Source organism: Gymnodinialimonas sp. 57CJ19, assembly GCF_038396845.1.
Taxonomy (GTDB): domain Bacteria; phylum Pseudomonadota; class Alphaproteobacteria; order Rhodobacterales; family Rhodobacteraceae; genus Gymnodinialimonas.
Genome location: NZ_CP151587.1, coordinates 2,198,041 through 2,223,400, shown reverse-complemented (window position 1 = coordinate 2,223,400; position 25,360 = coordinate 2,198,041). Strand labels below are relative to the sequence as shown.

22 protein-coding genes are annotated in these 25,360 nt (G+C 62.3%); 10 read left to right on the top strand and 12 right to left on the bottom strand.

What is annotated here, in order from left to right; genetic code table 11:
• Positions 1–165: 165 nt before the first annotated feature.
• Entirely contained in the window at positions 166–2,367 is a 2,202-nt protein-coding gene (gene katG, locus AADW23_RS10845) for a catalase/peroxidase HPI (protein ID WP_341860953.1), read from the bottom strand.
• 130 nt (positions 2,368–2,497) lie between these two features.
• Here katG and AADW23_RS10840 point away from each other — a divergent pair, with 130 nt between their 5' ends.
• Positions 2,498–3,409, top strand: coding sequence for a hydrogen peroxide-inducible genes activator (locus AADW23_RS10840; protein ID WP_341860952.1), 912 nt, complete (start codon positions 2,498–2,500; stop codon positions 3,407–3,409).
• On the opposite strand, the gene AADW23_RS10835 is transcribed toward AADW23_RS10840, so the two are convergent.
• The gene (locus AADW23_RS10835) at positions 3,406–4,992 is read right to left on the bottom strand and encodes a hypothetical protein (protein WP_341860951.1); all 1,587 of its coding nucleotides are present in this window, start codon (positions 4,990–4,992) and stop codon (positions 3,406–3,408) included. The two genes, AADW23_RS10840 and AADW23_RS10835, sit on opposite strands and share 4 nt — an antisense overlap.
• A gap of 167 nt (positions 4,993–5,159) precedes the next feature.
• Here AADW23_RS10835 and AADW23_RS10830 point away from each other — a divergent pair, with 167 nt between their 5' ends.
• The 3 genes from AADW23_RS10830 (at position 5,160) to AADW23_RS10820 (ending at position 10,853) form a co-directional block, all read left to right on the top strand.
• Entirely contained in the window at positions 5,160–6,344 is a 1,185-nt protein-coding gene (locus AADW23_RS10830; RefSeq protein ID WP_341860950.1) for a phosphatase PAP2 family protein, read from the top strand.
• 4 nt (positions 6,345–6,348) lie between these two features.
• Positions 6,349–8,424, top strand: coding sequence for a S8 family serine peptidase (locus AADW23_RS10825; RefSeq protein ID WP_341860949.1), 2,076 nt, complete (start codon positions 6,349–6,351; stop codon positions 8,422–8,424).
• Between the two features lie 326 nt (positions 8,425–8,750).
• Complete coding sequence (locus tag AADW23_RS10820; RefSeq protein WP_341860948.1) at positions 8,751–10,853, top strand: DEAD/DEAH box helicase; 2,103 nt, start codon at positions 8,751–8,753, stop codon at positions 10,851–10,853.
• Here the strand turns inward: AADW23_RS10820 and AADW23_RS10815 are convergent.
• From AADW23_RS10815 to AADW23_RS10780, 8 genes are all read right to left on the bottom strand, one after another.
• Positions 10,850–11,662, bottom strand: coding sequence for a citryl-CoA lyase (locus tag AADW23_RS10815; protein ID WP_341860947.1), 813 nt, complete (start codon positions 11,660–11,662; stop codon positions 10,850–10,852). The genes AADW23_RS10820 and AADW23_RS10815 overlap by 4 nt on opposite strands.
• Positions 11,663–11,732: 70 nt before the next feature.
• Positions 11,733–12,728: a fatty acid desaturase gene (locus AADW23_RS10810; protein ID WP_341860946.1), complete on the bottom strand. Its 996-nt coding sequence runs from the start codon at positions 12,726–12,728 to the stop codon at positions 11,733–11,735.
• A gap of 200 nt (positions 12,729–12,928) precedes the next feature.
• Positions 12,929–13,327: a DUF2177 family protein gene (locus tag AADW23_RS10805; protein WP_341860945.1), complete on the bottom strand. Its 399-nt coding sequence runs from the start codon at positions 13,325–13,327 to the stop codon at positions 12,929–12,931.
• A gap of 34 nt (positions 13,328–13,361) precedes the next feature.
• Positions 13,362–14,099 carry an SDR family NAD(P)-dependent oxidoreductase gene (locus AADW23_RS10800; RefSeq protein ID WP_341860944.1) on the bottom strand — a complete coding sequence of 246 codons (738 nt, stop codon included), beginning with the start codon at positions 14,097–14,099 and terminating at the stop codon, positions 13,362–13,364.
• On the bottom strand, positions 14,092–15,249 hold the full coding sequence (locus tag AADW23_RS10795; RefSeq protein WP_341860943.1) for a cyclopropane-fatty-acyl-phospholipid synthase family protein: 1,158 nt from the start codon (positions 15,247–15,249) through the stop codon (positions 14,092–14,094). The genes AADW23_RS10800 and AADW23_RS10795 overlap by 8 nt, the downstream gene beginning before the upstream one ends.
• A complete protein-coding gene (locus AADW23_RS10790; RefSeq protein ID WP_341860942.1) occupies positions 15,249–16,001 on the bottom strand; it encodes a DUF1365 domain-containing protein in 753 nt (250 codons plus the stop codon). The genes AADW23_RS10795 and AADW23_RS10790 overlap by 1 nt, the downstream gene beginning before the upstream one ends.
• Positions 16,001–17,281 (bottom strand): FAD-dependent oxidoreductase, encoded by a 1,281-nt coding sequence (locus AADW23_RS10785; protein ID WP_341860941.1) that lies wholly within the window; start codon positions 17,279–17,281, stop codon positions 16,001–16,003. The genes AADW23_RS10790 and AADW23_RS10785 overlap by 1 nt, the downstream gene beginning before the upstream one ends.
• 184 nt (positions 17,282–17,465) lie before the next feature.
• A complete protein-coding gene (locus tag AADW23_RS10780; protein ID WP_341860940.1) occupies positions 17,466–19,133 on the bottom strand; it encodes a GMC family oxidoreductase N-terminal domain-containing protein in 1,668 nt (555 codons plus the stop codon).
• A 105-nt stretch (positions 19,134–19,238) separates the two neighbouring features.
• Here AADW23_RS10780 and AADW23_RS10775 point away from each other — a divergent pair, with 105 nt between their 5' ends.
• Positions 19,239–20,201: a LysR family transcriptional regulator gene (locus tag AADW23_RS10775; RefSeq protein ID WP_341860939.1), complete on the top strand. Its 963-nt coding sequence runs from the start codon at positions 19,239–19,241 to the stop codon at positions 20,199–20,201.
• 70 nt (positions 20,202–20,271) lie between these two features.
• Positions 20,272–20,967 (top strand): YoaK family protein, encoded by a 696-nt coding sequence (locus AADW23_RS10770; protein ID WP_341860938.1) that lies wholly within the window; start codon positions 20,272–20,274, stop codon positions 20,965–20,967.
• A gap of 276 nt (positions 20,968–21,243) precedes the next feature.
• On the opposite strand, the gene AADW23_RS10765 is transcribed toward AADW23_RS10770, so the two are convergent.
• Both AADW23_RS10765 and AADW23_RS10760 read right to left on the bottom strand, forming a co-directional pair.
• Positions 21,244–21,543, bottom strand: coding sequence for an SCP2 sterol-binding domain-containing protein (locus AADW23_RS10765; RefSeq protein ID WP_341860937.1), 300 nt, complete (start codon positions 21,541–21,543; stop codon positions 21,244–21,246).
• Between the two features lie 232 nt (positions 21,544–21,775).
• Positions 21,776–22,138, bottom strand: coding sequence for a helix-turn-helix domain-containing protein (locus AADW23_RS10760; protein WP_341860936.1), 363 nt, complete (start codon positions 22,136–22,138; stop codon positions 21,776–21,778).
• Between the two features lie 112 nt (positions 22,139–22,250).
• Between AADW23_RS10760 and AADW23_RS10755 the strand changes: the two genes are divergently transcribed.
• The 4 genes from AADW23_RS10755 to AADW23_RS10740 are packed head-to-tail and all read left to right on the top strand — an operon-like array spanning position 22,251 to position 25,203.
• Positions 22,251–23,180, top strand: coding sequence for a ring-cleaving dioxygenase (locus AADW23_RS10755; protein ID WP_341860935.1), 930 nt, complete (start codon positions 22,251–22,253; stop codon positions 23,178–23,180).
• Positions 23,177–23,884 (top strand): dienelactone hydrolase family protein, encoded by a 708-nt coding sequence (locus AADW23_RS10750; RefSeq protein WP_341860934.1) that lies wholly within the window; start codon positions 23,177–23,179, stop codon positions 23,882–23,884. The genes AADW23_RS10755 and AADW23_RS10750 overlap by 4 nt, the downstream gene beginning before the upstream one ends.
• Before the next feature lie 11 nt (positions 23,885–23,895).
• Positions 23,896–24,183, top strand: a complete 288-nt coding sequence (locus AADW23_RS10745) for a GNAT family N-acetyltransferase (RefSeq protein WP_341860933.1) — start codon at positions 23,896–23,898, stop codon at positions 24,181–24,183.
• A 42-nt stretch (positions 24,184–24,225) separates the two neighbouring features.
• Positions 24,226–25,203 (top strand): pirin family protein, encoded by a 978-nt coding sequence (locus AADW23_RS10740; protein ID WP_341860932.1) that lies wholly within the window; start codon positions 24,226–24,228, stop codon positions 25,201–25,203.
• Positions 25,204–25,360 lie beyond the last annotated feature (157 nt).

Below are 25,360 nucleotides of genomic sequence, written 5' to 3'. Positions count from 1 at the left end.
GGGGAGCGCGCGTTTTTCCACTCGGAAAAACCGCGTGGGGGGCTGGACCCCCGATGCAGAACCCCTCCAACACATCGCGACAAACACGTGGCCACAAACACATCACCACAAAAAAGGGGCGCGCCAGATCCCCGGCGCGCCCCCCCTTTTTCAGTACCGTCACGCTTAACGGTGCAGATCAAAGCGATCGTTTTCCATTACCTTGACCCATGCCGCTACGAAGTCGGAGACCATCTTGGCCTCCGCGTCGGCGCTGGCATAGACCTCGGCGAAGGACCGCAGCTGGCTGTTGGAGCCGAACACCAAGTCCACCACCGTCGCGGTCCACTTGACCTCTCCGCTGGCGCGGTCGCGGCCTTCCAGCACGCCACTGTCGGCCTTGCTCCAAACGGTGCCCATATCCAGCACGTTCTTGAAGAAGGCGTTGTTCAACGTGCCCGGCGTCTGCGTCAGCACCCCTTCGCCCCTGTTTTCAAAGGTCGCGCCCATGGCCCGCATGCCGCCGACCAATACGGTCATCTCCGGTGCGGTCAGCCCCAGCAATGCCGCCTTGTCCACCAGCATCTCTGCCGGTTCGCGCAGGGCCTTGTCCGAGTGGTAGTTGCGGAACCCGTCGGATGTGGGCGCGAGCACGTCATAGCTTTCAACATCGGTCTGCTCTTGCGTTGCATCACCGCGACCGGGGGTGAATGGCACCTCGATCGTGTGTCCTGCTGCGGCGGCTGCCGCCTCGACACCGACACCACCGGCCAGAACGATCACATCCGCAACCGAGATCTGCGCCCCGCCCTTGGCATTGAACGCCTCTGCAATGCTTTCCAGCACTGGTAGAACCTTATCCAGCTCTGCCGGATTGTTCGCCTCCCAACCGCGTGCAGGCTGCAAGCGGATGCGGGCACCGTTGGCACCGCCGCGTTTGTCACTGTCACGGTAGCTTGAGGCCGAAGCCCACGCCACGCGCACCAGTTCCTGCACCGACAAGCCTGCTTCAAGAATAGCGCCCTTCAGCACGGCCACATCTGCGGCACTGACCTGTTCGCCCTGGGGCATCGGCACCGGATCTTGCCACAACAGCTCCTCCGAAGGAACCTCATCGCCAAGGTAGCGCTGGATCGGGCCCATATCGCGGTGAGTCAGCTTGTACCAGGCGCGGGCGAAAGCGTCGGCGAACTTCTCGGGGTTGGCGTGGAAATCACGGCTGATCTTCTCGTAGGCCGGATCCATGCGCAGGGCGATATCGGCTGTGGTCATCATCAACGGCACAGTGCCGTTGCCATCGACCTGTGGTGCCTGGTCGTTCTCATAATCCACCGGACGCCATTGGTTTGCGCCTGCGGGCGATTTCGTCAATTCCCACTCGTGCCCGAACAGCATATCGAAATACGTGTGGTCCCACTGGGTCGGCGTGGGCGTCCATGGCCCTTCCACGCCCGAGGTCGTCGTGTGCACGCCCTTGCCGGATTCGAACCCATTGGCCCATCCAAGACCCATCTCGGTCACGTCGGCGGCTTCCGGCTCGGAGCCGACCAATTCAGGATCGCCTGCACCGTGGGCCTTGCCGAATGTATGACCACCGGCCACCAGCGCGACGGTTTCTTCATCATTCATTGCCATGCGGGCAAAGGTGTCGCGGATATCGAAGGCCGAGGCCAGCGGATCGGGGTTTCCGTCCGGGCCTTCCGGGTTCACATAGATCAAGCCCATCTGCACGGCAGCCAGCGGGTTGTCCAGCGTGCGTTTTTCTCCGTAACGGGTGTTTTCCATGTCCGATGTGGCCAGCCACTCGGTCTCTGCACCCCAGTAGATGTCCTCTTCCGGCTCCCACACATCGACGCGACCGCCTGCGAAACCGAAGGTTTTCAGACCCATGTCCTCCAACGCCACGTTGCCCGCCAGGATCAGCAGATCGGCCCAGGACAGGCTGCGGCCATACTTCTCCTTGATCGGCCAAAGGATGCGGCGCGCTTTGTCGAGGTTGCCGTTATCGGGCCACGAGTTCAACGGCGCGAAACGCTGCGTCCCGGTGCTGGCCCCGCCGCGACCGTCATAGGTGCGGTAGGTGCCTGCCGAGTGCCACGCCATGCGGATCATCAGCGGGCCGTAGTGGCCATAATCCGCAGGCCACCAATCTTGGCTATCCTTCAGGCAGGCCGCGATATCGGCCTTCACAGCCGCCATATCCAGTTTCTGGAATTCTTGCGCGTAGTCAAAGCCCGCATCCATCGGGTCGAGCTTTTCAGAGTTCGCCGACAGAGGTTTCAAGTTCAACTGGTTTGGCCACCAGTGCTGGTTGGCCGACGTGCCCATGGGACGGCCCTTGCCGCCGTGCATGACTGGGCAACCCTCAGAATGTGCATTCCCGTCCATAGTATTAACTCCCCTGCTGACAGTAGCTGACGGCGACCACACCCACTGTGAGTCGCGATTGCGACATACCTAACACCCCAATCCGATTAGCTACAGTTGTATATTCTGATATGCCTGATAAGTTAAACTTATGAGAAATCTTACCCTGAAACAACTCAGATATGTGGATGCTCTGGCCCGTCACGGGCACTTCGGCCATGCGGCGGCGGCCTGTAACGTGACCCAGCCGGCGCTGTCGATGCAAATCAAGGAACTGGAGGACAGCTTCGGCCTGCCCCTGTTTGAACGCACCCCGCGCAACGTGCGGGTCACCGGGTTTGGCGAAACCGTGCTGGCCCGCGCGAAAGAGATTTTGCGCGCCGTTGACGCCTTGGATGATCTTGCGCGTGCAGCCCACGGTGGCCTGACCGGGCGTCTGCGTCTTGGGGTGATCCCCACCGTCGCCCCCTACCTTTTGCCCCGCGTGATCGGCGCCCTTGGCCTGCACTACCCGCAGGTGGATCTGCATATCCGCGAGACGTTAACGCCGCGCCTGCTGGAAGACCTGACCGCCGGGCGCCTGGACACCGCCATTCTGGCGCTGCCGATCTCTGAACCCACCTTGACCGAAGTGCCCCTGCATGACGAAGATTTCGTCCTCGTGCGCCCTCAGGCCGACGCCGACAAGCCGGTGCCCGATGGGGACGCCTTGGCGCAAATGCGGCTTCTGCTGTTGGAAGAGGGCCACTGCTTTCGAGACCAGGCCCTTTCTTTTTGCAACCTTCGCAACAACTTACCCACCGAGGGTTTGGACGGCTCCAGCCTTTCCACCTTGGTGCAGATGGTCGGCGCTGGGATCGGCGTGACGTTGATCCCTGACATGGCGGTCGAGGTTGAAACACGCTCTGCCGCCGTGTCCGTCGCCCGCTTCGATCAGGTCACACCCAAGCGCACGATTGGCATGGCATGGCGTAAATCCAGCCCCTTGGCCGAGCATTTGACCGGCTTGGCCGATGTTGTGCGCGACGCGATCACAGCGCCACCGATAACGTCGGAAGGTTAACGGGCCCGGCCCAGTTTACTGGCGTTCAACAGGGGCGAGGCGCGGAAGGCATCGCGCATCTTGTCCATGCCGTAATCGGGCTCGAACCGGCGCAGGGTTTCGACCATCGCCTCGGCGTCCGCCACCCGTCCGACCTTCATATAGAGCATCCCCATCAACCGCTTTGGCGCCAGAAACTGCGGCGCGTCGCGGCCCAGAACCTCTCCGATTTTGATCGCTTCGGTGTAGCGCCCGGCGCAGGCAGCCGAGCGCATCGCCACATAACGGATCGAGGATTTGGCATTGCGGCTCACCGAGAGCCCATTGGCGCGGCGGGTCAGGCGGTAGCCCTCTTCAAAATTCCCAAGGTGGGTGTGGACCATCCCCAGATACGCGATACCGAAGGGGTTGGACGGGTTCAAACCATGACTGCGCTGCGCCAATTCCAACGCCTCTTCATTGGACAAAAGCCACATGGAGTGGATGAAAGCGGCCAGGGACAGGACGATCGAGTTTTCGGGGTCCTGCTCCTCCGCGAGCATGATGAACCGCTCCATCTCCTCTCGGATCGCTTGCGTATTCGCGCCGCCCCCCTCGCCCAACAGAAAGGTGCGCAGATAGGCGCGCCATGCCAGAAACACCGGCTGCGGGTCTATTTCATAGGCTTTCGCGATCAGCGTGTCGGCGTTCTCGATTGTGGTGGCGGCATAATTCGTGACCGAATGCATCGCCCGCATACACATCGCCGTGGCAATCTTGTCGGCTGGCATGTCAGCCCCGTAGCTGGCGATTTCCTCCAGCGAATGCACAACCGCCTGATTGACCAAATCAATCATGTCCACATCATCGGACAGGCGCGTCAGATTGGTAAAAACTGTCCCATCGACCGAGCGGGTCAGGTTCACCGAAACGCCGCGCATCCCGCCGGTATCCATGCTGTTGACCTGAACCCGAAAGGCGCGGCTGGCATCGGCTTGAGACAGGCCCAACATAGCCCCCTCATCCAGCAGTTGAATGCGGCCCTGGTCATCAATGCTTTTGCAGATCAGGTCTTGCAGAACGGTGTTGTAGGTCTGCGAGTCCGTGGCGTCGTCCGGTTTCGCACGGATCACAATGGGGCGCGGCAAGGCCCGCGTGTTCGGCCGCTTCCGCCCGCCAAGTCGTTTGCCAAAGTGCGACCGGCGGTCCTTGAGCCAGCCCTGGAACGCAGGATCAGCAATGGACAGCCCGTCCAGAAAAACCGGGGCCTCAACCGTCTGTTCAGCCAGTTCCGTCAGATGCGCATCGTCGGCGGCATCCACCCAGACCTGTTCAGGATCGAGGCGCAACTGTCCTTTCTCGACCAGAAGAATGCCACTGCTATCCCCCAGATCGCGGCGCAGAGAGTGGAGGCATTGGCGCATCGACAGGCCCGATTGCGCCTGGGTCCGGTCGCTCCACAAATGCTCCTGCAACCACGCGCGGGGTCGGGCCATATCGCGCCCCGTGGCCAAAGCCGCCACGATGGCACGGGCTTTTTTTGATTTGATTTCAATGATCCCACCCGTCGGCGACCGCAAATGGAACGGGCCGAGCAGCGTCAAGCTGTGGACAGGTTTCGCCATGTCGCGTCCCAAGTTTGTGCGTGCATGCGCCCGCTGCCGGGCGTCAACATCGTTAAAAAAGCGTTATAGTCACAGGGTTTCTAGCACGAAAATTAACCTGCCGTTGACAAAATCGCACCTGAAATGCCGGTTTCCCTTACGCAAGGTAAATTGCCGGGTGGGGCATCATGACGACAAGCAGTTTTACTTCTGTGCAGCGCGGCCAACATGGTCAGCATGGCCAACACGGTCAGCACGGGCAACATGGTCAGCACGGGCAACATGGCCAACACGGGCAGCACGGACAGCATGGCCAGCACGGGCAATTCTCCTCTGCCTCCGGTGCGCCTGCTTCGGCGGCGGCAGCGCTTATCATGGGTCACGCCAGTAGCGCCGGTCCGTGGACCTGGACCCAGGACGCCCCGCGCCCTGACCCCTTGCCCTTCAACGATCCCGCGAACCTGCACACATGGTCCGCCGATGTGCGCGTGATGATTATCGTGCAGGAAATCGCGGCCACCCTTGCAGTGCGCCCCATCAGCGGCACCCCCGATGCAGTGAGCGTGAGCTTGCACGACGGCACGCAGATTGCGCGCCTGGACCGCCCCGGCAACGATACTTTCGCCAAGCAGCTGAATTATCTGGAATATTACGCCGACCAACGGGTCGAGCGGACGCCGGAAGTCCTGCAACAACTGACCGATCTGATTACCCCGTTCGGGGCTGTCCTGCCCCTTCATCCGGGGCGGCATCGCTGGACGTATGAGCTGATCCAGACCGCGCTGGAGGCTGTGTCGCTGATCGAGATGCAGTGCAAGCATCTGCTCGCGTGCCGGCGCCCGAATGAATTCTCGGCGCAGGTCCATCCGATGATCCAGACACCGGGCCACGGCAGTTTGCCCTCTGGCCATGCGACCGAAGCGTTCCTCGCCGCCACGATCCTGCGCGACCTCTCCCTTTGTGCGCAGCATCGGCCCCACCTCGCGGAGCAGCAATTGCTTCGCCAAGCCGCGCGGATTGCCCAGAACCGCACGGTGGCGGGGGTCCACTTCCCCGTGGATAGTGCGGCGGGGGCCACCCTTGGCGTGTCCCTTGGCGGCTATATCCTCGAGATGGCCGGAAGCGCGGGCCATGCAAACGGGTGGCATTGTGAAGGCGACGCCTATGGCGGCGCAGATTTCACCTATGAAAGCGTTGCAGGTATCTTCGGGCCGGACCCCTTGAGCGTCGCAGATCCCAGCACCAACACATCGGTGACTTATGCGACGCCGCTGGCCTACGCGCTGCAATCGCACCCGGCCACGTTGGCTTTGACCCAGCTTTACACGCTGGCCAAGGCCGAATGGTCCACCTCTGTCGAGACGCAAAGGTGACGTGATGACTTGGGGGTGGGGATCAGCGACGCGGATGGACGGAGGCGGCAAATCGGCCTCCGTACAAACCCCAGCCAGCGACTGGTGGCTGCGCGGCCTGATCGGTGACCTGCCCGCCAATATCGCCACGCCCGTGGACCGGGAGGTTTTCTCTGCCCATCCCGACGAGACCGCCCCGGTGATGCAGCGGGCCTTTTGCATCAACCCGAAGGCGGACCGCGGCGATGTCCCGCCGCTCGATGCGCCCTCGGGCACCGTCATCATGGGCATCATTGATGACGGCCTGGCCTTTGCCCACGCCCGGTTTCTGAAGCCCGGCCCCTCGGGCCGATACCAGACGCGCATGGCCGCATTCTGGAACCAGGATGCCACCTGTGGCAACACCCGCCCCACGGCGGGCTATACCCTGCCCTTCGGCCACGATTGGACCGAGGACGAGATCAACACCAGCCTGTTCACGTACCCCGAAGGCACGCTCTACCCCGATCAGGACATCGCCTATCGCAATGCGGAAATGGCGCGGTCTGTGGCCGGTATTGCCGCCCACGGCACCCATGTGATGGACCTTGCAACAGGCTATGATTGCGATGACGCCGCCGCCAATGATCTGGGCGAAGTGCCCTCTGATCTGGCAGCACGCCGTCCGATCGTTGCAGTGCAACTCGCCCGCCACGCGACCCGCAATTCATCGGGCGCGTTCATGGCGTCTTATGTAACCCACGCCATCGACTACATTCTGGACCGCGCGTTGCGTTTGCAGCCTACGGGGGGCGACCGCCTGCCTGTGGTGCTCAACTTCTCGTACGGGGTCTACGCCAGTGCGCTAAGCGGTCGTGCGGCGATGGAGGAATGGATCGACAGCGCGGTAAAGGCCATGTGGAAAGATCACCGCATTCCCGCTTGGGTCGTCCTGCCTGCAGGCAACAGCCATCTGGACCGCACCCATGGCCAGCAAATCGTCGGCAATGAGCGGCCCGTGGAAGACACCGCCGCGCCGCTGATCCTGCGGCACGCCGCCGGAAACAAGGCACCCACCGTGGTCGAATTCTGGTGGCCGGAACGCACCATCAGTCTTGCGTCCTACGGGTTGGAGAGGGTGAAGGGAATCAAGGATGGGCTGGATGCCAACCAACGCAGGCAGGTGGTTGAGCAGCTGTCCACCCTCCCTTCCCCTCTCCGGCTGGAAATAAAACCGCCCCAAGGCGGGGCTTGGATCACGGTGCCCGACGGGGACGTGCCGTTCTTTCATGGCCACCCCCTGAGCGATGGCACCCGCACCCTTGCCATGGTCTATCACGAGGCGATCCTGAGCTTTGGGCGCAAGGAAATGGACCGCGATGCCCCCGGCCTGTCTGCACAACACAAGCTGACGTTGATTTTGGCGCCGTCCGTGTTTGAGCAGGCCTTGGGCGGTAGTGAGTTCGCCCAGTCTGAGGCCACCTTGCCCGCCGGCGATTGGCAAGTGCGCCTGTGGAACACCGCATCGGAGACACCGGAAACCGTGGACATCCGCTGCCAGCGCAATGACACCCCCTTCGGGTTCCGCCCCTTTGGCCGCCAATCGCGGTTGGAAGATGCAAGCTACCGGGTCGTCGCCCCTGACGGGCGACTGGAAGAGGCCGATACCCAAGGCGCATGGGTGCTGCGGCGGGGGACGACGAATGCCATCGGATCGGGCGCCCATACGATACGGGTCGGATCGGCGCGGGCCGCCAATCTAGCGCGGCGCGAGGTGGAAAGTCTGCAGGCAACGGCGGCCTCGACCTTCAGCAGCGCAGGCGATGAGGACAACGACCGGGACGGGGTGGATATCGCCGCGATCTCGGAATTGAACCACGCGGTGCCGGGGATTTTGGGGGCGGGAACACGTTCGGGCGCGGCGGTGCGCTTGTCGGGAACCTCGGCGGCGGCGCCACAGGTGGCGCGATGGATCGCGCTTGAACTGGCGAAGCCCGGTATTCCGCCCCTGCGCGGCGCGTTGATTGCCGAAGCCGAGAATTCCACCGCAGTTTACTTCGAAGACAGTTACAGGCCCGAGCGCACAGGCGCGCGGATCTTGTTCGGACCGGGTGCCCGTTAATTCCAGTGGGGCACCTCGAAAGACGCGTGATCTCTTCCAGCGCGTCTCATCCGCCCGGCAGCCATCCCCTTGGTTGCCGGGCAATTTTTTCAGCGATTGGCGTGTTTGGGGCAAGCGCTGGCCTTGGGGGCTAGCTCCCCAAACCCCCCAGGATATTTCTGGAACAAGGAAGCAGGGACGGCGCGCTTTCGGAAAGGCGCACGAGCGCGACGTTGCGGCACTAACCGTGACGCGCGAGTGCCCTATACTTCTGCGGTGCAAGGCGTTAGGTGCGGCCCCTTGCGACCGCCCTTGAGGCGCTGCGTGTTGATGAAAGTGGATTAGACGTGAAACAGGCCCTTCAAAAAGCCCTCGACGCCAAGGGGTATGACACCCTTACCCCGGTGCAACAGGCGGTCTCGGACCCGGAATTGACCGGCAAGGATATGCTGGTCTCGGCGCAGACGGGGTCGGGTAAGACCTTGGGCTTTGGCCTGGCGATTGCGCCGGGCCTGTTTGGCGAGGCGGAAGAGTTTGGAACCGCGGGTGCGCCCTTGGCCCTGGTGATCGCGCCGACACGCGAATTGGCGATGCAGGTCAAGCGCGAGTTGAGCTGGCTGTTTGCCCATGCGGGGGCGGTCTTGGCCTCGACCGTGGGGGGCATGGACATGCGCGACGAACGCCGCGCCTTGGCCCGGGGCGCCCATATCGTCGTAGCCACGCCCGGCCGCCTGAAGGACCACATCATGCGCGGGTCGATCGACCTGTCCGGCTTGAAAGCCGTGGTGTTGGACGAGGCCGACGAGATGTTGGACCTGGGCTTCCGGGAGGACCTGGAGTTCATTCTGGAGGAATCGCCCTCAGACCGGCAGACGCTGCTATTCTCGGCCACGGTGCCCGGCGCGATTGCCAAGCTGGCACAGAACTACCAGAAAAACGCCGAGCGCATCGCTACAACGACCGGCGAAAAGCAGCATTCGGACATCGAATATCGGGCAATGACCGTGTCGGCGCGTGACACCGAGAACGCGATCATCAACGTCTTGCGCTACTACGAGGCGCCCAATGCCATCGTTTTCTGCAACACCCGCGCTACGGTGAACCGGATGACGACGCGGCTGTCGAACCGGGGTTTCTCGGTCGTGGCCCTGTCGGGGGAATTGACCCAATCGGAGCGGACCAATGCGCTGCAAGCCATGCGCGACGGACGGGCACAGGTCTGTGTGGCCACTGATGTGGCGGCGCGCGGCATTGACTTGCCTAACTTGGAGCTGGTGATCCACGCCGAATTGCCCACGAACCAAGACACGTTGTTGCACCGGTCCGGCCGCACGGGCCGCGCTGGACGCAAGGGGGTTTCTGCCCTGATCGTGCCGCCAGCTGCCCGCAAGAAAGCGCAACGCCTGTTGGGGTGGGCCAAGCTGACCGCCATTTGGGCCGACGCACCTTCGGCCGAAGAAGTCACCGCGAAAGATGATGAGCGGATGATGCAAAGCAGCGATTGGGAGGCGGAAGTTGAGCCCGCCAACCGCGACGCGGTGGCGCGTTTGGCCGAGATGTATTCCGCCGAGCAACTGGCCGCCGCCTATGTGCGGATGTACCGCGAGAAGCGTTCCGCCCCGGAAGAATTGTCTGACATCACCGCCGCGCCCGAACGCAAACCCTTCGGGCCGAGCGTCTGGTTCTCTCTTGCCGGGGGCCAAGCGGTGGGCGCAGAGCCGCGTCGCTTGTTGCCGATGCTGTGCAAGATGGGCAAGATCAGCCGCGAAGATGTGGGCGCAATCCGCATTCATCACGAAGCTTCGTTCATTGAGCTGCGCGAAAGCGCCGTCGATGGCTTCCTGTCGGCCATTGGTGGCAAGATGCAGCTTGAAGACGGCGCGGCGCTGACCCGTTTGGACAGCGCCCCCACCATGGATCGCGGCCCGCGCCCGCCCCGTGGCGATGCCCCCCAAGATCGCAAACCGCGCACCAACAAGTCCAATGATCGTCGCGGGCCCAAGCCTGCGCCACGCGACCATGACGCGCCAAAACCGAGCGCTCCAAAACCGAGCGCCCCAAAGCCGGGGCACTCCAAGCCGATTGATTGGAACGACGCGCCAGAGCCGCGCAAGAAGAAGCCGAAGAAGTCCGCCACTGGCGGCAAGCCGCGCCATAACGCGGCCGAGAGCAAGCCGGATTTACCACAGGCCGAGCCGTGGAAGGCCCGCAAGCCACGCCACAAGAACAGCAAGCCCGACGGCGGCGCAGGGTTTGAGCGCCCCACGCGGCCCGAGGGTAAAGCGGCGGCTAATCCCGGGGCACGTCTAGGTGCGCCCACAACCGGCAAACCCAACAGTAAGAAGAACAAAGCCCGCCGCGCGGCCGCCGCTGAGACCGGTGGAAAAGGCGCGCCGAAGCCGCGCAAACCCCGCGCCCCAAAGGCGACCAAGCGGCGCGATCCGTCTTAGGTTTCGCCCGCGTCCGGTATGTAGCGTGGCAGGTAGGCCGGGGGCATCGGGCCCTTGTTTCGGCCCCCCTGCTGCATCTGCTCCCACCCGTGGGCGAGGATGCCGACAGAGCGCGACAAGCAAAACAGGCCCCGCGCCAGGGGCGGCGCGAAGCCCAACTCACAGAAGATCACCGCTGTCGCCCCGTCGATATTCATCGCGATGGGAGCGCCTCGGTCTTGGCCGATCCGCGTTTGCAGCGCCTCGGCAATGTCGGCGAAACCGCCCTGCACCACGCCCGCTTTCGCGGCCTTTCGCACCAAGCCCATCAGGCGCGGGGCGCGGGGATCGGTGGGTTTGTGGAAGCGGTGACCAAAGCCCGGGATGATTTTGCCGTGAGCCGTGCGCCAATCGGCAAGGGCCGCGTCAAGGGCCGCGTCTTGCGGGGTGCCCGCGTCCATGCGACCGGCAATGTCTGTGTAAAGCTCGGCGCATTGCTCCCCCGCACCGCCGTGGACATCGCCGAGCATATTCACCCCCGTTGCCATCACGTTGTTCAGGCCAACGCCGCAGGTCGCTGCCATCCGCGCCGCCGCGATGGACGGCGCTTGCGGGCCGTGGTCAACGCCCGCCACCAAGGCTGCCTCTAGCAGCGCCCCTTGCTCGGGCGTGGGAAGATCGCCGCGGGTCATCAGCCAGATCATTTGCGGGAAGCTGACTGCGCCGATCAGCGCCTCAACCGGGTGGCCGCGAAAGGCGATCTTGCCAGGTTCCATATCAATGATCGAGGTGCGCCACCACGCGCGGACGGCATCGGCATCGTCTGTCATCGGCTATCCCATCTGGTCGCGCCCATCGGACAGAGCGCTTCAGATCACCATAACAAAAACACCCGGCGCGTTAAGCCGCCAAACGCCGGGCGGCCGCGAAGGACAGCAATTTGCGGCTCTCTTCATCCCACAGATGCAGACGGGCACATTTGAAGCTTTCCCAAAGGGTAATCCGCTGAGATTGCGCCAAAACATCGTGGTCACGCATCACTTCGGGCAAGCGGTAGAACGGGATACGGCTGGCTAGGTGATGGACGTGATGAACGCCGATATTACCGGTCAGCCAGCGCAGTACGGCGGGAAGATCGTAGTGAGAGCTGCCGTGCAGGGCCGCGTCCTGGATCGTCCAATCGCCGTCGCGGTCCCAAACCGTATCTTCAAACTGGTGTTGGATGTAAAACAGCCACATGCCGACAACAGCCGCCAGAAACACCGTGGGCAAGAAGATCAACAGCACGACCTTCAGCCCGCCAAGCCAGAACAACACCCCCACAATCGCCGCAACGCACAGGTTTGTGCCTTGGGCGCTGATCCAGTAACGCCAGCCCCCGCGCATGACGCCAATGGGCAACCGGTTTTGGAGGAAGAAGGTGTAGAACGGCACGACCCCAAACAAGAACAACGGGTTACGCACCAAGCGGTACAGTGCACGCCCGACCCAGCTTTTGGCGCGATATTCGCGCACGGTCAGTGTTGGCAGGTCGCCCGTGCCGCGATGATCCAGATTGCCCGTGGTCGCGTGATGCATGGCGTGGTTGCGACGCCACACGTCATAGGGCGTCAGCGTCAGCACGCCGATGAAACGGCCCAACCAATCGCCCACTTTACGGTTCTTGAAGAACGCGCCGTGGCCGCAATCGTGCTGGATCATGAACAGTCGCACCAGAAATGTGGAATTCGCCACCGCCAGTGCCAACGCCAACCAAGCGCTGACCGACAAGGACCACCACGCCAATGCCCAAATCACGATAAAGGGGGCAAGGGTTACGGCCACCTCGAAAATACTGCGCGAATGGTTCGGCTCGCGGTATTTCGCAAGGATGCGGGTCCAGTCAGATGGTTGCAATCGAGTCTCCTTCGCGCTTGGGACGTCAATTGCCCTCGTGCGTTAGTGGCAGGTCACGCGCGGGATGCATAGCCCCCATTCTGAAGGCAGTGCATATCGTGCGAAGACCAATCCCTCAGCCGATCACGGCCGAAGGACAAGAACGAAGGTAGCTGCCCGAAGGTAAATATTTCGTCAAAGACAGTGCACTGCCGACGCCTCTAGACCATTGCGCGGGTCACCATCACCCCGGCCCAGGCGGCAAAACCCGTCAACACGCCGCCCCAAAGGGTGTCCACGATGACCTGCTCGGCCGTCCAATCCGCCAAGGTGGCGAAGTTGGTAAACTCGTACGTACCGTAGGCCATCAGGCCCAATATCACACCACCGATCAGCGCCGCGGACGGGTCACCTGCCCGCAAGGCTGGCAGGGACACAAACCACAAAATGCCCCCCACATAGCCAAGGTAGAACAGCGCCGCCGGCACCGCGCGAAAGCTTTCGGCATAGAGGTGGTCGATGTGCCGATCAAACACTGGCTTGACCAACAAACGCAGACCGACCGCGTCGGCGGCAAAGAAGATTAAGGCGGTGGCAATATAAAGGATCAGAATATTCATGGATGGACTCCAGTGAAAGAATGGAAACTTGCGTTCATTGCGTCAACCGCCGCGTCAGGGGCAGCGCGGCCCAATAGGGCAGAACGCTCAGCAATTTCAGGGCGTAGGTGAAGCGGCGCGGGAAATGGACTTCGAACCGGCGGGAGTTCAGCCCGTCGATAATCGCACGCGCGGCGACCTCGGGGGTGACCATGGCGGGCATGGTAAAGTTGTTGCGTTGGGTCAGGCGTGTATCGACGAAACCGGGGCTTATCAGACGCACATCGCGGCTGCCTGAAAGCTCGGCCCGAAGCGATTGCACCAGGTTCATCACCCCCGCCTTCGTGGCCGAGTAGATTTGCCCCTGCGGCAAGCCGATATACCCCGCTACCGATCCGCAAAGCGCCAGTTGCCCGCCTTCGCGCAACAGCGGCGGGGCGATTTGGGAGATATGGAACGTTCCAGTGAGGTTCACGGTAACGATCTTGGCGGCAGTGTCCGGGTCCACTTCCGCGACTTTGCCGGGGTCATACATCGCCGCCAAGTGGACGACACGGTCCAACGGGCCGATGCTTGCGATGGTCTCGGCCGCCGCCACAAGGCTGCTCCGATCCGCCACGTCCAGGGGCAGCGCCACGTGATCGGGGCCAAGGCTTTCGGCGAGATCTTGCAACGCCCCCTCGGAGCGGGCCGACAGGATCAACCGCGCGCCTTTGTCAGCCCAAGCCCGGGCAAGGGCCGCACCGATACCGTCACTGGCGCCGATGATCCAGATGGTCTCGCGATTAGGCATGGGCCAGTTCCACTTGCACAACATTGGTGTGATCCGCAGAGAACGAGCCCGCGCAAATGCCCAGATAGTAGCGCCAGTTGCGCAGGAAGCTGTCGGAGTAACCCAAGCGCCGGATGCGGTCAGCCTGTGCGTCCAAACGGTCGCTCCATATCGACAGGGTGCGGGCATAGTCAGCCCCAAAGGCGTGGCTGTCCTTCACCACCAGCCCTGCCCGCTTTGCCTGATCTGCGATGACCGCGTCCGAGAGCAACATGCCGCCGGGGAAGGTGTAGTGGCGGATGTAATCCGAGCTTTTGCGGTAGGTCTTGAAGTAATTGTCCGGCACCGTAATCGCCTGAATGACCGCGTGCCCCCGGTCTGCCAGCCGGTCTTTCAGGGTCGCGAAATACGTGGGCCAATAGGTTTCGCCCACCGCCTCGATCATCTCGATTGAAACGATGTTGTCGAACTTCCCGTCGCATTTCCGGTAATCCTGAAGGCGGATTTCGGCGCGTCCATCAAGACGCGCATCGGCGTAGCCTTTTTGGCTGGGAGAGATCGTAAGCCCCGTCACATCGCGCCCATGCTCGGCGGCGCGTTCGGCAAAACCGCCCCACCCGCAGCCGATCTCCAACACCCGCTCTCCACTGCCTAAATGCCGCAAAATCCGGTCGTATTTGCGGTTCTGCGCCCGGCCGAGATCATCATCACCGGGCGCAAAGAGCGCCGATGAATAGGTCATCGTCTCGTCCAGCCACAGCTGATAAAACTCGTTGCCCACATCGTAATGGGCGCGGATGTTCCGCGCCGCCCCGCGCACGGAATTGGCCCGCATCAGACGGTGGGCGGCCAGAAACTTCAGGTTGTTCCAGAAGCCGGGATAGGCGTAGCCTTCAAGCTTCTCCATGTTGCGCACGGCCACTTCGGTCAGATCGGCAATAGATGGCGTGTCCCACAGACCCGCCACATAAGTTTCGCCCAGGCCGATATCACCGCGCGCGGCAAGTGAGGTTACAACGGACCAATCGTGGATCTCGATCTCGGCCGCGGTGCCGCCGTCGCCGAAATCATGCACCTCGCCTTCGGGCGTGCGCAGGCGCAAGGTGCCTTGGCGGATACGGGCGCAGCTTTCCAGGAAGTCGTGCTTCACGCGTTTGGTAAGGAATAACATTAAGTTACCTCCGATTTTGGCGGCGTTGGCCGGGGGCGATACACAGCCCCCTTCAATTTCAGTCGCAGGGCCTGCCAGTAGATCAACGCCATGGTGCGCATCGCGCCCAAGGGGCGGCGCAGGCTGGCCCCCAGTATGACCCGGTTTGTCAGGGGTGCACGGGGACCATACAGGCTGGCCGATATGCCCTGATCGCCGTTGCGATGCAGGATGTTGATCGCGATGCGATCGGGTTGGATATCGAAGTGGAATGTATAATCTCCGGCCACCTCCTGGAAGGGCGAGACATGAAGCGATTTCTGCGTCGTGATCCGCGTCTGCGCCGTGATCGGGGCAAATTCGGGGGAATGGCAAAGGTAGGAATGACGGTCGCCAAAAGGGGTTGAGACTTCGGCGATGACCGCAACCAGCGCCTCGTCCCGCTGTGCGAGCCAGAAGCTGACGGGGTTGAACCCATAGCCAAGATAGCTTGGCTGCGTGAGCAGGCGCAGGTCAATGCCGTCGCCGGGAAGCCCATGACGCTCCAGCACTTTCCGCGCCCAGACCGGGCCGCGCCCTTGGGACATCGGGCCGCCGTGGTCACGATCCCGGACCGCCATCAGGTTGAAGCGATTGCGCCCGAACAGGGCCGGACCCGGCGCACTGGCCTCGGGATCTATCAGCACGAAATCAACACCATAGCTAAAGTGGTGCTTGATTGCGCCCTTGCGCCGATGGGTCGTGGTGCCCGCGATATGTTCCGGCCGATGCATCAGGCCACCTGCCGGTCCATCATCCGCGCGATCCGCACCGCCGAGGCAAATCCGTCCTCGTGGAAACCGTGGCGCGTGTAAGCCCCTGCGAACCACGTGTTATTCTGCCCCTGCATCGCCGTCAGCTGCTTCTGCGCGGCCAAGGCTGGCCCGTCAAAGACCGGGTGGCGGAAGGTTGTCTGATCGTAAATCAAATGCTGCGGCACCTCGGTTGAGGGGTTGAGCGACACGAAAAGCGGGTCCGCCTCTCCGATTCCTTGCAAGCGGTTCATCCAATAGGTGACGCCGATGGCGGGCTCTGGTCGCGTGGTGTCAGCCTTATACACCCAACTGGACCACACCGCGCGGCGCTGAGGCATCTGGTTGGTGTCGCGGTGCAAGATCATCTGGTTGTCCTGGAAGCGCATGGCCGACAGCGCCGCGCGTTCTTGCGCTGTTGGTTGCTGCAACAGGCGCAAGGCCTGGTCGGAATGGCAGGCGAAGATCACCTGATCGAAGGGCTCAGGCTCCCCCTGCCCCGTCACAACGGATACGCCCCCCGCGGCACGCACCACTTGCTGCACCGGCGTACCCGTGCGGATCGTGACGCTATGGGCGCGAAGGTGCTGCTCCAGACGGCGGACGTATTCAATGCTGCCGCCATCCACCGTCCACCATTGATGCGTGCCCGACGCGCTCAGCAGCGCGTGATTGCGGAAGAACTGCACCAAAGCACGGGCGGGAAAGGCGCGGATTTCGGACGGCGGGGTGGACCAGATCGCGCCGCACAGGGGCATCAGGTAATACCGCTGGAACCAATCGCCCAAGCTCAGGTCGTCCATCAGCTCTCCGATGGTGGCGCTGTCGTCGGTGGCGTAACGCTCGGCCTTGTCGTTGAAGCGCAAGATATCGCGGACCATGCGCAGGAAACCGGGCCGCAGCAGGTTGCGCCGCTGCGCCGCCAAGGCCCCAAGATCGCGCAGGCCGTATTCAACTTTTCCGCCATCGACCGAGGCCCCAAAGCTCATGTCGCTTTTTTTCACCGGAACGTCGAGGTCTTGAAACATCCGCGTCAGATGCGGGTAATTGGCGTAGTTGAACACGATAAAGCCCGTATCCACGGGCTGATCCCCATTGCGCCCCGCCATCACCGTACGGGCGTGGCCGCCCAACCGAGGCGCGGCCTCAAAAATCGTGACCGCGTGATGGCGCGCAAGCAAGTAAGCCGACGCAAGACCAGAGATACCTCCGCCAATGATTGCAATACGTTGAGGGGCGATCGGGCGGGCGTCAAAGGGCATCGGAACTCCGGAGGGTTAGGTGTAACTGATACGCCTGCCCCATGGGATTGGATCAAAAACATGCGGATTATTTTCAGGCCCCATGTGGGGGGCTGAAACATCGCCTTCCGGTGACCGTACACGAATTAAGACCTGCACGTCTTTGGATCGTCCGTTTTGCCTTTAAAAAGCGACTGAATGGGCGTCAGCGGCCCGCCAAGATCCAAGCGGCGGCTTTTTCCGCGATCATGATTGTGGGGGAATTGGTGTTGCCGCTGGTGATATTCGGCATCACCGAAGCATCCACAACCCGCAGCCCCGCAACATTCTTCAACCGCAAATGCGGGTCTAGAACGGCGCTGTCATCGTCTGCGCGGCCCATCTTCACCGTGCCAACCGGATGGAAAATCGTGCTGGCAATATCGCCTGCCAGCGTCGCCAGCTCCTCATCGGATTGGTACTGCACGCCGGGTTTGAACTCTTCCGGCGCATAAAGCTCCATCGCGGGCTGATCCATGATCTGACGCACCTGCCGCAGGCTGTCAGCCGCAACTTTCCGATCCTCGTCCGTATCAAGGTAATTGGGCGAGATTTTCGGCGCGTCGCGGAAGTCGGGGGAAGCGATGCGCACATGCCCCCGGCTGGTGGGGTTCAGATTGCAAACGCTGACGGTGATGGCCGGGAAATCATGCAAATCCTCTCCGAAAGCCTCAAGGCTCAGGGGTTGGACGTGGTATTGCAGGTTCGCGTGGGGGCGGCTTGGGTCAGACCGCGCAAAGGCCCCCAACTGGCTGGGGGACATGCTCATCGGGCCGGTGCGCTTCAGGGCATATTCCAGACCGATCTTGGCCTTGCCGAACAGGGAACTTGCCAGCGTATTCAGGGTCTTGGTGCCCTTGACCTTATACACGGCGCGGATTTGCAAATGGTCTTGCAGGTTCTCGCCGACGCAAGGCGTGTCCTTTACCACGTCGATGCCATGGTCGCGCAGCAAACCTGCCGGGCCGATGCCCGAGAGTTGCAGGATCTGAGGCGAATTCACCGCACCCGCCGACAAGATCACCTCTTGCGTGGCGCGAACCGTGACGGGGGTGCCTTTACGGTTAACGACCGCGCCGGTGCAGCGCGTTTGCCCGCTGTCGGCCTTGGCGAAGGTCAGCTTCTCCACCTGCGCTTCGGTCCAGACCGTCAGGTTAGGCCGCGACGTTGCGGGTCGCAGAAAGGCCTTGGCCGTGCTCCAACGCCAGCCCGAGCGTTGGTTGACATCAAAGTAGCCGACGCCGGTATTATCGCCGGTGTTGAAGTCCTCGGTCTTGGGAATGCCCGCTTCGTTTGCGGCGTCCGAGAAACTGTCCAACACGTCCCACCGCAGGCGCTGCTTCTCGATCCGCCACTCTCCGCCGTGGCCGTGCATATCCGAGAACCGACTGTTGTCGCCCGTCGCCGGGTCTGCGCCCTCGTCCAGTTTGTAGTGATCCTCGTGCGCCTTGAAATCATTGAGAGAGTTTTCCCAGTTCCAAGCCGCCTCGCCGGTCAATTCGGCCCAATTGTCGTAATCACGCGCCTGTCCGCGCATGTAGATCATACCGTTTATCGACGAACATCCCCCCAAGGTCTTGCCCCGAGGGTACAGCAAACTGCGCCCGTTCAGCCCCTTGGCAGGCTGCGTTTTGTACATCCAATCGGCGCGCGGATTGCCGATGCAGTAGAGGTAGCCCACGGGGATATGTATCCACGCGTAACGATCGGGTTTTCCGGCCTCCAGCAGCAGCACCCGACGCGACGGGTCCGCGCTGAGGCGATTGGCCAGCAAGCACCCCGCCGACCCCGCCCCGACCACGATGTAATCGAAGTGGCTATCCCCATCCGTCATCTGCGCATCCTGTCCGCTCTCGTCCTTGATTGACCGTGACCCTTGCTGATCTTTGACCCAGGAATCTAATGACAATTCTCACATAGCTATATTAGTTCTTTTTATATGGATAGATTTTCCAACCGTAACACCATCTTGGCCTTCGTGACCGTCGCCCGAGAAGGCAGCGTGTCCCGCGCGGCAGAGGTGTTGAACCTGACCCAGCCCGCCATCAGCCACCAGATCAAACGGTTAAGCGAGGAAACCGGGATCGCCCTGTTCACCCGCACGGCCAGCGGGTTGAAGATCACCCACGACGGCGCGGCGATGCTGAGCAAGGCCGAGCAAGTCCTGACCGCCATGGGTGAGTTCCGCCGCAGCGCCCGCCAGCGCGTGGGGCAAGTCAGCGGGAAAATGACCCTCGGGACGATTGTGGACCCCGAATTCATCCGGCTGGGGCGTTTGTTGGCGCAACTGCGTAGCGATCATCCAAGGATTGAAACAGAGCTGATCCATGGGGTAAGCGGCGATGTGCTGAAATGGGTGAAACAGGGGCGTGTGGACGCGGGTTTTTACCTTTGTGGGCCCGATGACATGGCCCAGATCGGGACCACCTCCGATGCTCCTATTCACGCGATCAAGCTGGCAGACTTCAGCTACCGCGTCATCGCCCCGGCGGGGTGGCAGAACCAAGTCGAAAACGCCGATTGGTCGAGGCTGGCGACGTTGCCTTGGATTGGCACGCCGCAAACCTCGGTCCACCATCGCCTGTTGGCCAAGGTGTTTGATGGCACCGCCAAGCCGCAGAATGTGGTGGCTTTGGTGGATCAAGAGGCCTCGATGCTGGAAATGGTCCGATCCGGCATCGGGTTGAGCCTTTGCCGGGAATCCATCGCGCTGCACCAAAAGCAATCCTTCGGCCTTGCCGTTTGCGCCAATGTTTCCGTCCCCGCCTGCCTTTGCTTTATCGCCCTCGATCAACGCAAAAACGACCCGATCGTGTCCGAGGTTTTCACCCTGCTGGATCGTTCTTGGTATCGGACAGCGCCCTTCGGACAAGCGGATCAAGCCACATCTCCAACGACATGATGCCACCTTTACCGCATCTCGGCCGCGCCGCTAAACCCATGGTGCAAACCAAACCGGAGCAAGACGTGAAATGCTGATCAAGGTGGGCGATGACCGGACCGCCAGCATTGATCTGGTGCTCGCGGGCCTTCTTTCAGCCATTGCGGGTGCACTGAATGCCGTGGGGTTCCTGATTGCGGGGTCGTTCACCGCAAATATGACGGGCAATATTTCGGCCTTCGCCGACACCCTGGCCAACGGTGCAATCGCGATATCTGTGTCATTCCTCGGGCTTGTGGCAGCGTTTATCGGCGGCGCGGGCATTGCGGCACTGGCCATTCAGGCCGGGGAGAAACGAAACCTGCGGTCGATTTATGCCCTCGCAATAACCGCTGAGGCCGCGCTCTTGTTGCTGCTGAGCGTGGCCCTGTTGCGATCGGTCGTTCATCTGGATGAAACCTTGTTGGTTATCGTGCTCAGCTTCATCATGGGCCTGCAAAACGCCGTGACGACAATGATATCTCGGGCGCGGGTCAGAACGACCCATGTGTCCGGCATGGCGACGGACATCGGGATCGGATTGGCCGCGCTTGTGGGCGACAAAGAAAGCCGCAGTGACGCCGTACCTAAGCTGGCCTTGCATAGCCTGACCCTTGCCAGCTTCGCCTTCGGAGGGATCGTGGGCGCGCTTCTGTTTCAAGGGCTCGGTAGCTGGCTGTTTGTGATCGCGGCGACAACGTTGTTGCTGATCGCGGTCCCGGAAGCGCTGCGCGCGCATCGGAGTTAAACCGAGCCGTCGTTCAGATCATTCTCCGGCGAACGCAACCTTCTTGGCGCAAAGCGGGGTCGCTGCAAACGTCAGCCATCAGGGGCAAAGCAGCCTGCCCCACGACGCTGTCGCCTGTCCCGTCCCGCACCGCCACCAACACCATCGGTAGCGCGCCCATCTTGCGGGCGCATGAAGTCGAGATCCCCTTGCCGGGGCGTCCCACCCGCACCGGCGCGTCAGATCAGCCACACCTGCCGTGCGCGTCCTGATCAAACCTTGCGGGACAGCTTGAGCTTAATCTGCCGCGCTCAGGATTTCCCCGATCTTGAGCGCCTTCATCGGATTTCCGTCGACCTTCAACTGGCGCAGCATGAACGCTTTTGCAGGGTTCTTGGTCCCCATCGCGATGTCATAGAACACCTGGGCGTCAGCCGTCAGAGTTATGTCAGCGGCCTGATCGCTCTCTACAGCGCCTGTTTCGTCCACATAAAGCGTCACCGTACCCGGCATCTCCAGCCGGACGCTGCCTTTGATCCGGTCTTTGGAACGTTTGCTTACGATGTCTATTATTTCAGCTTTGCTTGGTTCGGTCACGATAGTCTCCTTCGCCCGGCATAGAAGTTATTGTCCGGTGCCGTGTCTAGATTGACGCTGGGTCGAGACCCGAAAATCGTTCCTTCAGCCTTGGCTTCGCGCCAAGCGCTCTTGCTAGGGACTTGTCCCCGCATGGGTTTCAGGCCTGATGGTCCGACTTGCCGCAAGCCAATGAGATACCGTCAATCGGCATCGCTACCTGCCGGTCAATTCCAATCTCGGCACAACATAACTAGGGGCGCGGAGCACTGTTGCCGCCTTGAAGGCTGTCTGCGATCGGGTCGAATTGCTTCAGGACGTCGTGGATCGCGCGGCCCGCCTCGGTAAGCCCGTAGGTGACCTTGGGCGGGATCGTGTTCTCCTGCTCGCGCCAGACCAGACCGTCGGCCTCCAACTCGCGCAGCCGTTGGGTCAAGATCTTGGGCGAAATGCCCGCAATGGTGCGTTTCAGAACGCCAAAGCGACAGGAATGATGCGTGCCGAGCACGTAGATCACATGGGTCTTCCACTGTCCCCAGAGCTTTCTGAGCAGGGCATCGGACGGACAACTCAGTGCGTTTTCAGTGACTTGGGCCGACTTCAATGTGGTTTCCATTTGGTAACTACTTTCAATAGGTGCCTGCCGATCTACATAGGACCCCAGTAGCAAAACACAACGGCACCACGCGGCATCCAAGCCTCGTGCGCCGATGAAAGAGGAGCCATCCATGTCCAGTTCAGACACCAAGGCCATCCCCGGCCTCCACCATGTCACCGCGATCTCGGGCCCGCCGCAGGAGAACCTCGATTTCTGGGTTGGGACGCTCGGCCAGCGGTTCGTCAAGCGCACGGTAAACTTCGACGATCCCGGCACCTATCACCTGTACTACGGCGACGCCGATGCCGCGCCCGGCTCGATCATGACCTTCTTCCCCTTCGTCGATGCGGGCCCCGGCCGCGCGGGCGCGGGCATGGCCTCGGCCGTGGCCTATGCCGTGGCGGATCTGGACAAGCGCATGGGCGAGCTGGCGGAGGCTGCCGTCGATTTCGAAGGCCCGTTCGATCGCTTTGGTGAACGCGCCATCGCGCTGAAGGACCCAGACGGGCTGCGGGTCGAATTGATCGAGGGCGGCGCGCGCGATGAAGGTTTCCACTCCGTCACCCTCTGGCTGAAAGACATCGCCGGGACTGCTTCGGTGCTGGAGGCCATGGGTTACGTGCATGAGGCTGACGAGGAAAGCGCCACGGGCGGCACCGGCGGCACCGAGACGCGCCGACGCTACCGCTCCACCGACCCCGAGCGCGGCTCGGCGGTGGATCTGCTGACATCGAACGCGGCCTCCATCGGGCGTCCGGGGGCTGGCACGATCCATCACGTGGCCTTCCGCGCCCGCGATGGAGAGGAGCAGCGCGCCTGGCGCGAGCGGCTCTCGGCCATCGGGCAAGAGGTAACGCCGGTGATCGACCGTCAATACTTCGACGCGATCTACTTCCGCACCCCGGGCGGCGTCCTGTTCGAGATCGCGACCGATCCACCAGGTTTCGCCGTCGATGAGGACTTCGACCACCTGGGCGAGTCCTTGAAATTGCCTGAAAAATACGAAAGCGCGCGTGCCCGTATCGAACAGATCCTGCCACCGATCAAGGTGCCGTCATGAGCACCGGAATCGGCTTGGAAACGGGCGGGCACGGTCCGCACGCAGGGCAGCGGCTGGTGACAACCGGTGCGCCTCTCTCGCGGGCCTCGGCGGTTGCGGTGATGCTGCACGGGCGCGGCGGCCAGCCTGCCGATATGGTGGGACTGGCCGAGCATCTGGGCCTTCCAGACCTTGCCGTCGTGGCCACCACGGCGGCAGGCCATTCGTGGTGGCCAGACTCATTTCTGGCGCCATTGGATGCCAATGAACCGGGCCTCGGCAGCGGGTTGAGCGTGGTTGAAGCGGTGTTGGACTCGCTGAGTGCCGAAGGCGTCACGGCAGGGCAGATCGTGCTCATGGGGTTCTCGCAGGGTGCGTGTCTGGCGCTTGAAGCCGCTGCACGGCTGGCGCGTCCGTTCCGGGCCGTGGCGGCGCTATCGGGCGGGTTGGTCGGCACCCAGGACACGGCAGAACCCGGGTCAGAGGCCCTTTACGGGCATCGCCCCAAGCAGTTCGACTACGCCGGCCGCCTCGACGGGGTGCCAGTCCTGATTGGCTGCCACGAACGGGACCCGCATATACCTCTTGCTCGCGTGCAACAGAGCGAACGCAAGTTGCAAGAAATGGGGGCCAACGTCGAAACAATGATCATTCCCGGTGCAGGCCATGGCATCATCGAGCAAGAAGCAACATGGCTGCGCAAGCATCTGAACACCGGCCCGTGACGGAGACGAACATGAGCGAAGAGATCAAGATTACCCGCGACGAAGGCGAGACCAAGGGGCGCTACGCGGCCGTTGTCGATGGCCACGAGGCCGAGCTGACATACTCGCGGCTTGGCGACGCCTCGATCATCATCAACCACACCGGCGTCCCTGCCGCGCTTGGGGGGCGTGGCGTCGGTCAGGCATTGGTGAAACGCAGTGTCGAGGACGCCCGTGCAGAGGGGCGCAAGATCGTGCCGCTCTGCCCCTTCGCAAAAGCACAGATTGCCAAACATCCCGAATGGCAGGACGTTCTTTAGGCGCCACCCGCGCCCCATTCGGTCAAACCAAGGAGATATCATATGAGCTGGAGCCCCTGCCCCGATCCTGTCCCCGGCGACGCGGCGAGCGTCGATGCGGTCGAGACCCTGATCGTGCCCCGTGCCGTGGACCTCGGAGAAATGGAGGTCCGCCGCGCGTTGCCTTCGAAGAAACGGCAGATGGTGGGGCCGTTCATCTTTTTCGATCAAATGGGACCGGCCGAATTTCTGACCGATCAGGGCATCGACGTGCGCCCGCACCCCCATATCAATCTCGCAACGCTGACCTATCTGTTTGAAGGTCAGATCTACCATCGCGACAGCCTCGGCTCGGATCTGGCGATCGAGCCGGGCGCGGTGAACTGGATGAAGGCCGGCAAGGGGATCGTTCATTCCGAGCGTACTTCCCCGGAAAGGCTTGCGACGGGCCAGCGCCTGTTCGGATTGCAAACCTGGATGGCCCTGCCCGAGGATGAAGAGGAATCCGACCCCGCCTTCATGCACCACGGCAAGACCGATCTCCCGACGGTCGAGGCCGAGGGTTTGACCGCCCGGATGATCGCGGGCCAGGCCTTTGGCGCGTCCTCGCCGCTCAAGACGGCCTCCGACACGCTTTATGCCGACGTGGGCCTCGCCCCCGGTGCCCGCGCGCCGATCGAGGCCACCACGGAGGAGCGGGCGCTCTATACGATCCGAGGCAAGATCGAGGTCGGGGGCCGCACCTTCGAGCCCGGCCAGCTTCTGGTTCTGCATCCCGGTGACCAGATCGTCGTGACGGGCGTGGACGATGGCACGGGCGACCATGCCCGGTTCATGCTCTTTGGCGGCGCCCCCATGGAAGGCCCACGCTACATCTGGTGGAATTTCGTGTCCTCACGGCCCGAACGCATTGAGCAGGCCAAAGAGGAATGGCGCCGAGGCCGGTTCGAGTCCGTACCGGGCGATGAGGAAGAGTTCATCCCCCTACCCGAAGATGGCCGAGAGGTCCTGCGTGCAGAAGGCGGTGTCCACTACCCCTGAGCCAAGTGGGCGAGGTCGCGCGTCGACGGGCGTGCGGCCGCGCCGCAAAGCGCAAGGGTGTCGAGCCAATCAGATGTGCTCGGCCCCTGGCCTTCCAGAAACCCCGCCGAGCCCGCGAAGTCATCCACTTCGTCAAAGGAGTGATCGCGTTTGCGAA

Bases quoted from the DNA above. Each gene is read 5' to 3' on its own strand.
- katG (WP_341860953.1), bottom strand. From the start codon at position 2,367: ATGGACGGGAATGCACATTCTGAGGGTTGCCCAGTCATGCACGGCGGC.
- AADW23_RS10840 (WP_341860952.1), top strand. From the start codon at position 2,498: ATGAGAAATCTTACCCTGAAACAACTCAGATATGTGGATGCTCTGGCC.
- AADW23_RS10835 (WP_341860951.1), bottom strand. From the start codon at position 4,992: ATGGCGAAACCTGTCCACAGCTTGACGCTGCTCGGCCCGTTCCATTTG.
- AADW23_RS10830 (WP_341860950.1), top strand. From the start codon at position 5,160: ATGACGACAAGCAGTTTTACTTCTGTGCAGCGCGGCCAACATGGTCAG.
- AADW23_RS10825 (WP_341860949.1), top strand. From the start codon at position 6,349: ATGACTTGGGGGTGGGGATCAGCGACGCGGATGGACGGAGGCGGCAAA.
- AADW23_RS10815 (WP_341860947.1), bottom strand. From the start codon at position 11,662: ATGACAGACGATGCCGATGCCGTCCGCGCGTGGTGGCGCACCTCGATC.
- AADW23_RS10805 (WP_341860945.1), bottom strand. From the start codon at position 13,327: ATGAATATTCTGATCCTTTATATTGCCACCGCCTTAATCTTCTTTGCC.
- AADW23_RS10800 (WP_341860944.1), bottom strand. From the start codon at position 14,099: ATGCCTAATCGCGAGACCATCTGGATCATCGGCGCCAGTGACGGTATC.
- AADW23_RS10795 (WP_341860943.1), bottom strand. From the start codon at position 15,249: ATGTTATTCCTTACCAAACGCGTGAAGCACGACTTCCTGGAAAGCTGC.
- AADW23_RS10790 (WP_341860942.1), bottom strand. From the start codon at position 16,001: ATGCATCGGCCGGAACATATCGCGGGCACCACGACCCATCGGCGCAAG.
- AADW23_RS10785 (WP_341860941.1), bottom strand. From the start codon at position 17,281: ATGCCCTTTGACGCCCGCCCGATCGCCCCTCAACGTATTGCAATCATT.
- AADW23_RS10780 (WP_341860940.1), bottom strand. From the start codon at position 19,133: ATGACGGATGGGGATAGCCACTTCGATTACATCGTGGTCGGGGCGGGG.
- AADW23_RS10775 (WP_341860939.1), top strand. From the start codon at position 19,239: ATGGATAGATTTTCCAACCGTAACACCATCTTGGCCTTCGTGACCGTC.
- AADW23_RS10770 (WP_341860938.1), top strand. From the start codon at position 20,272: ATGCTGATCAAGGTGGGCGATGACCGGACCGCCAGCATTGATCTGGTG.
- AADW23_RS10760 (WP_341860936.1), bottom strand. From the start codon at position 22,138: ATGGAAACCACATTGAAGTCGGCCCAAGTCACTGAAAACGCACTGAGT.
- AADW23_RS10755 (WP_341860935.1), top strand. From the start codon at position 22,251: ATGTCCAGTTCAGACACCAAGGCCATCCCCGGCCTCCACCATGTCACC.
- AADW23_RS10750 (WP_341860934.1), top strand. From the start codon at position 23,177: ATGAGCACCGGAATCGGCTTGGAAACGGGCGGGCACGGTCCGCACGCA.
- AADW23_RS10745 (WP_341860933.1), top strand. From the start codon at position 23,896: ATGAGCGAAGAGATCAAGATTACCCGCGACGAAGGCGAGACCAAGGGG.
- AADW23_RS10740 (WP_341860932.1), top strand. From the start codon at position 24,226: ATGAGCTGGAGCCCCTGCCCCGATCCTGTCCCCGGCGACGCGGCGAGC.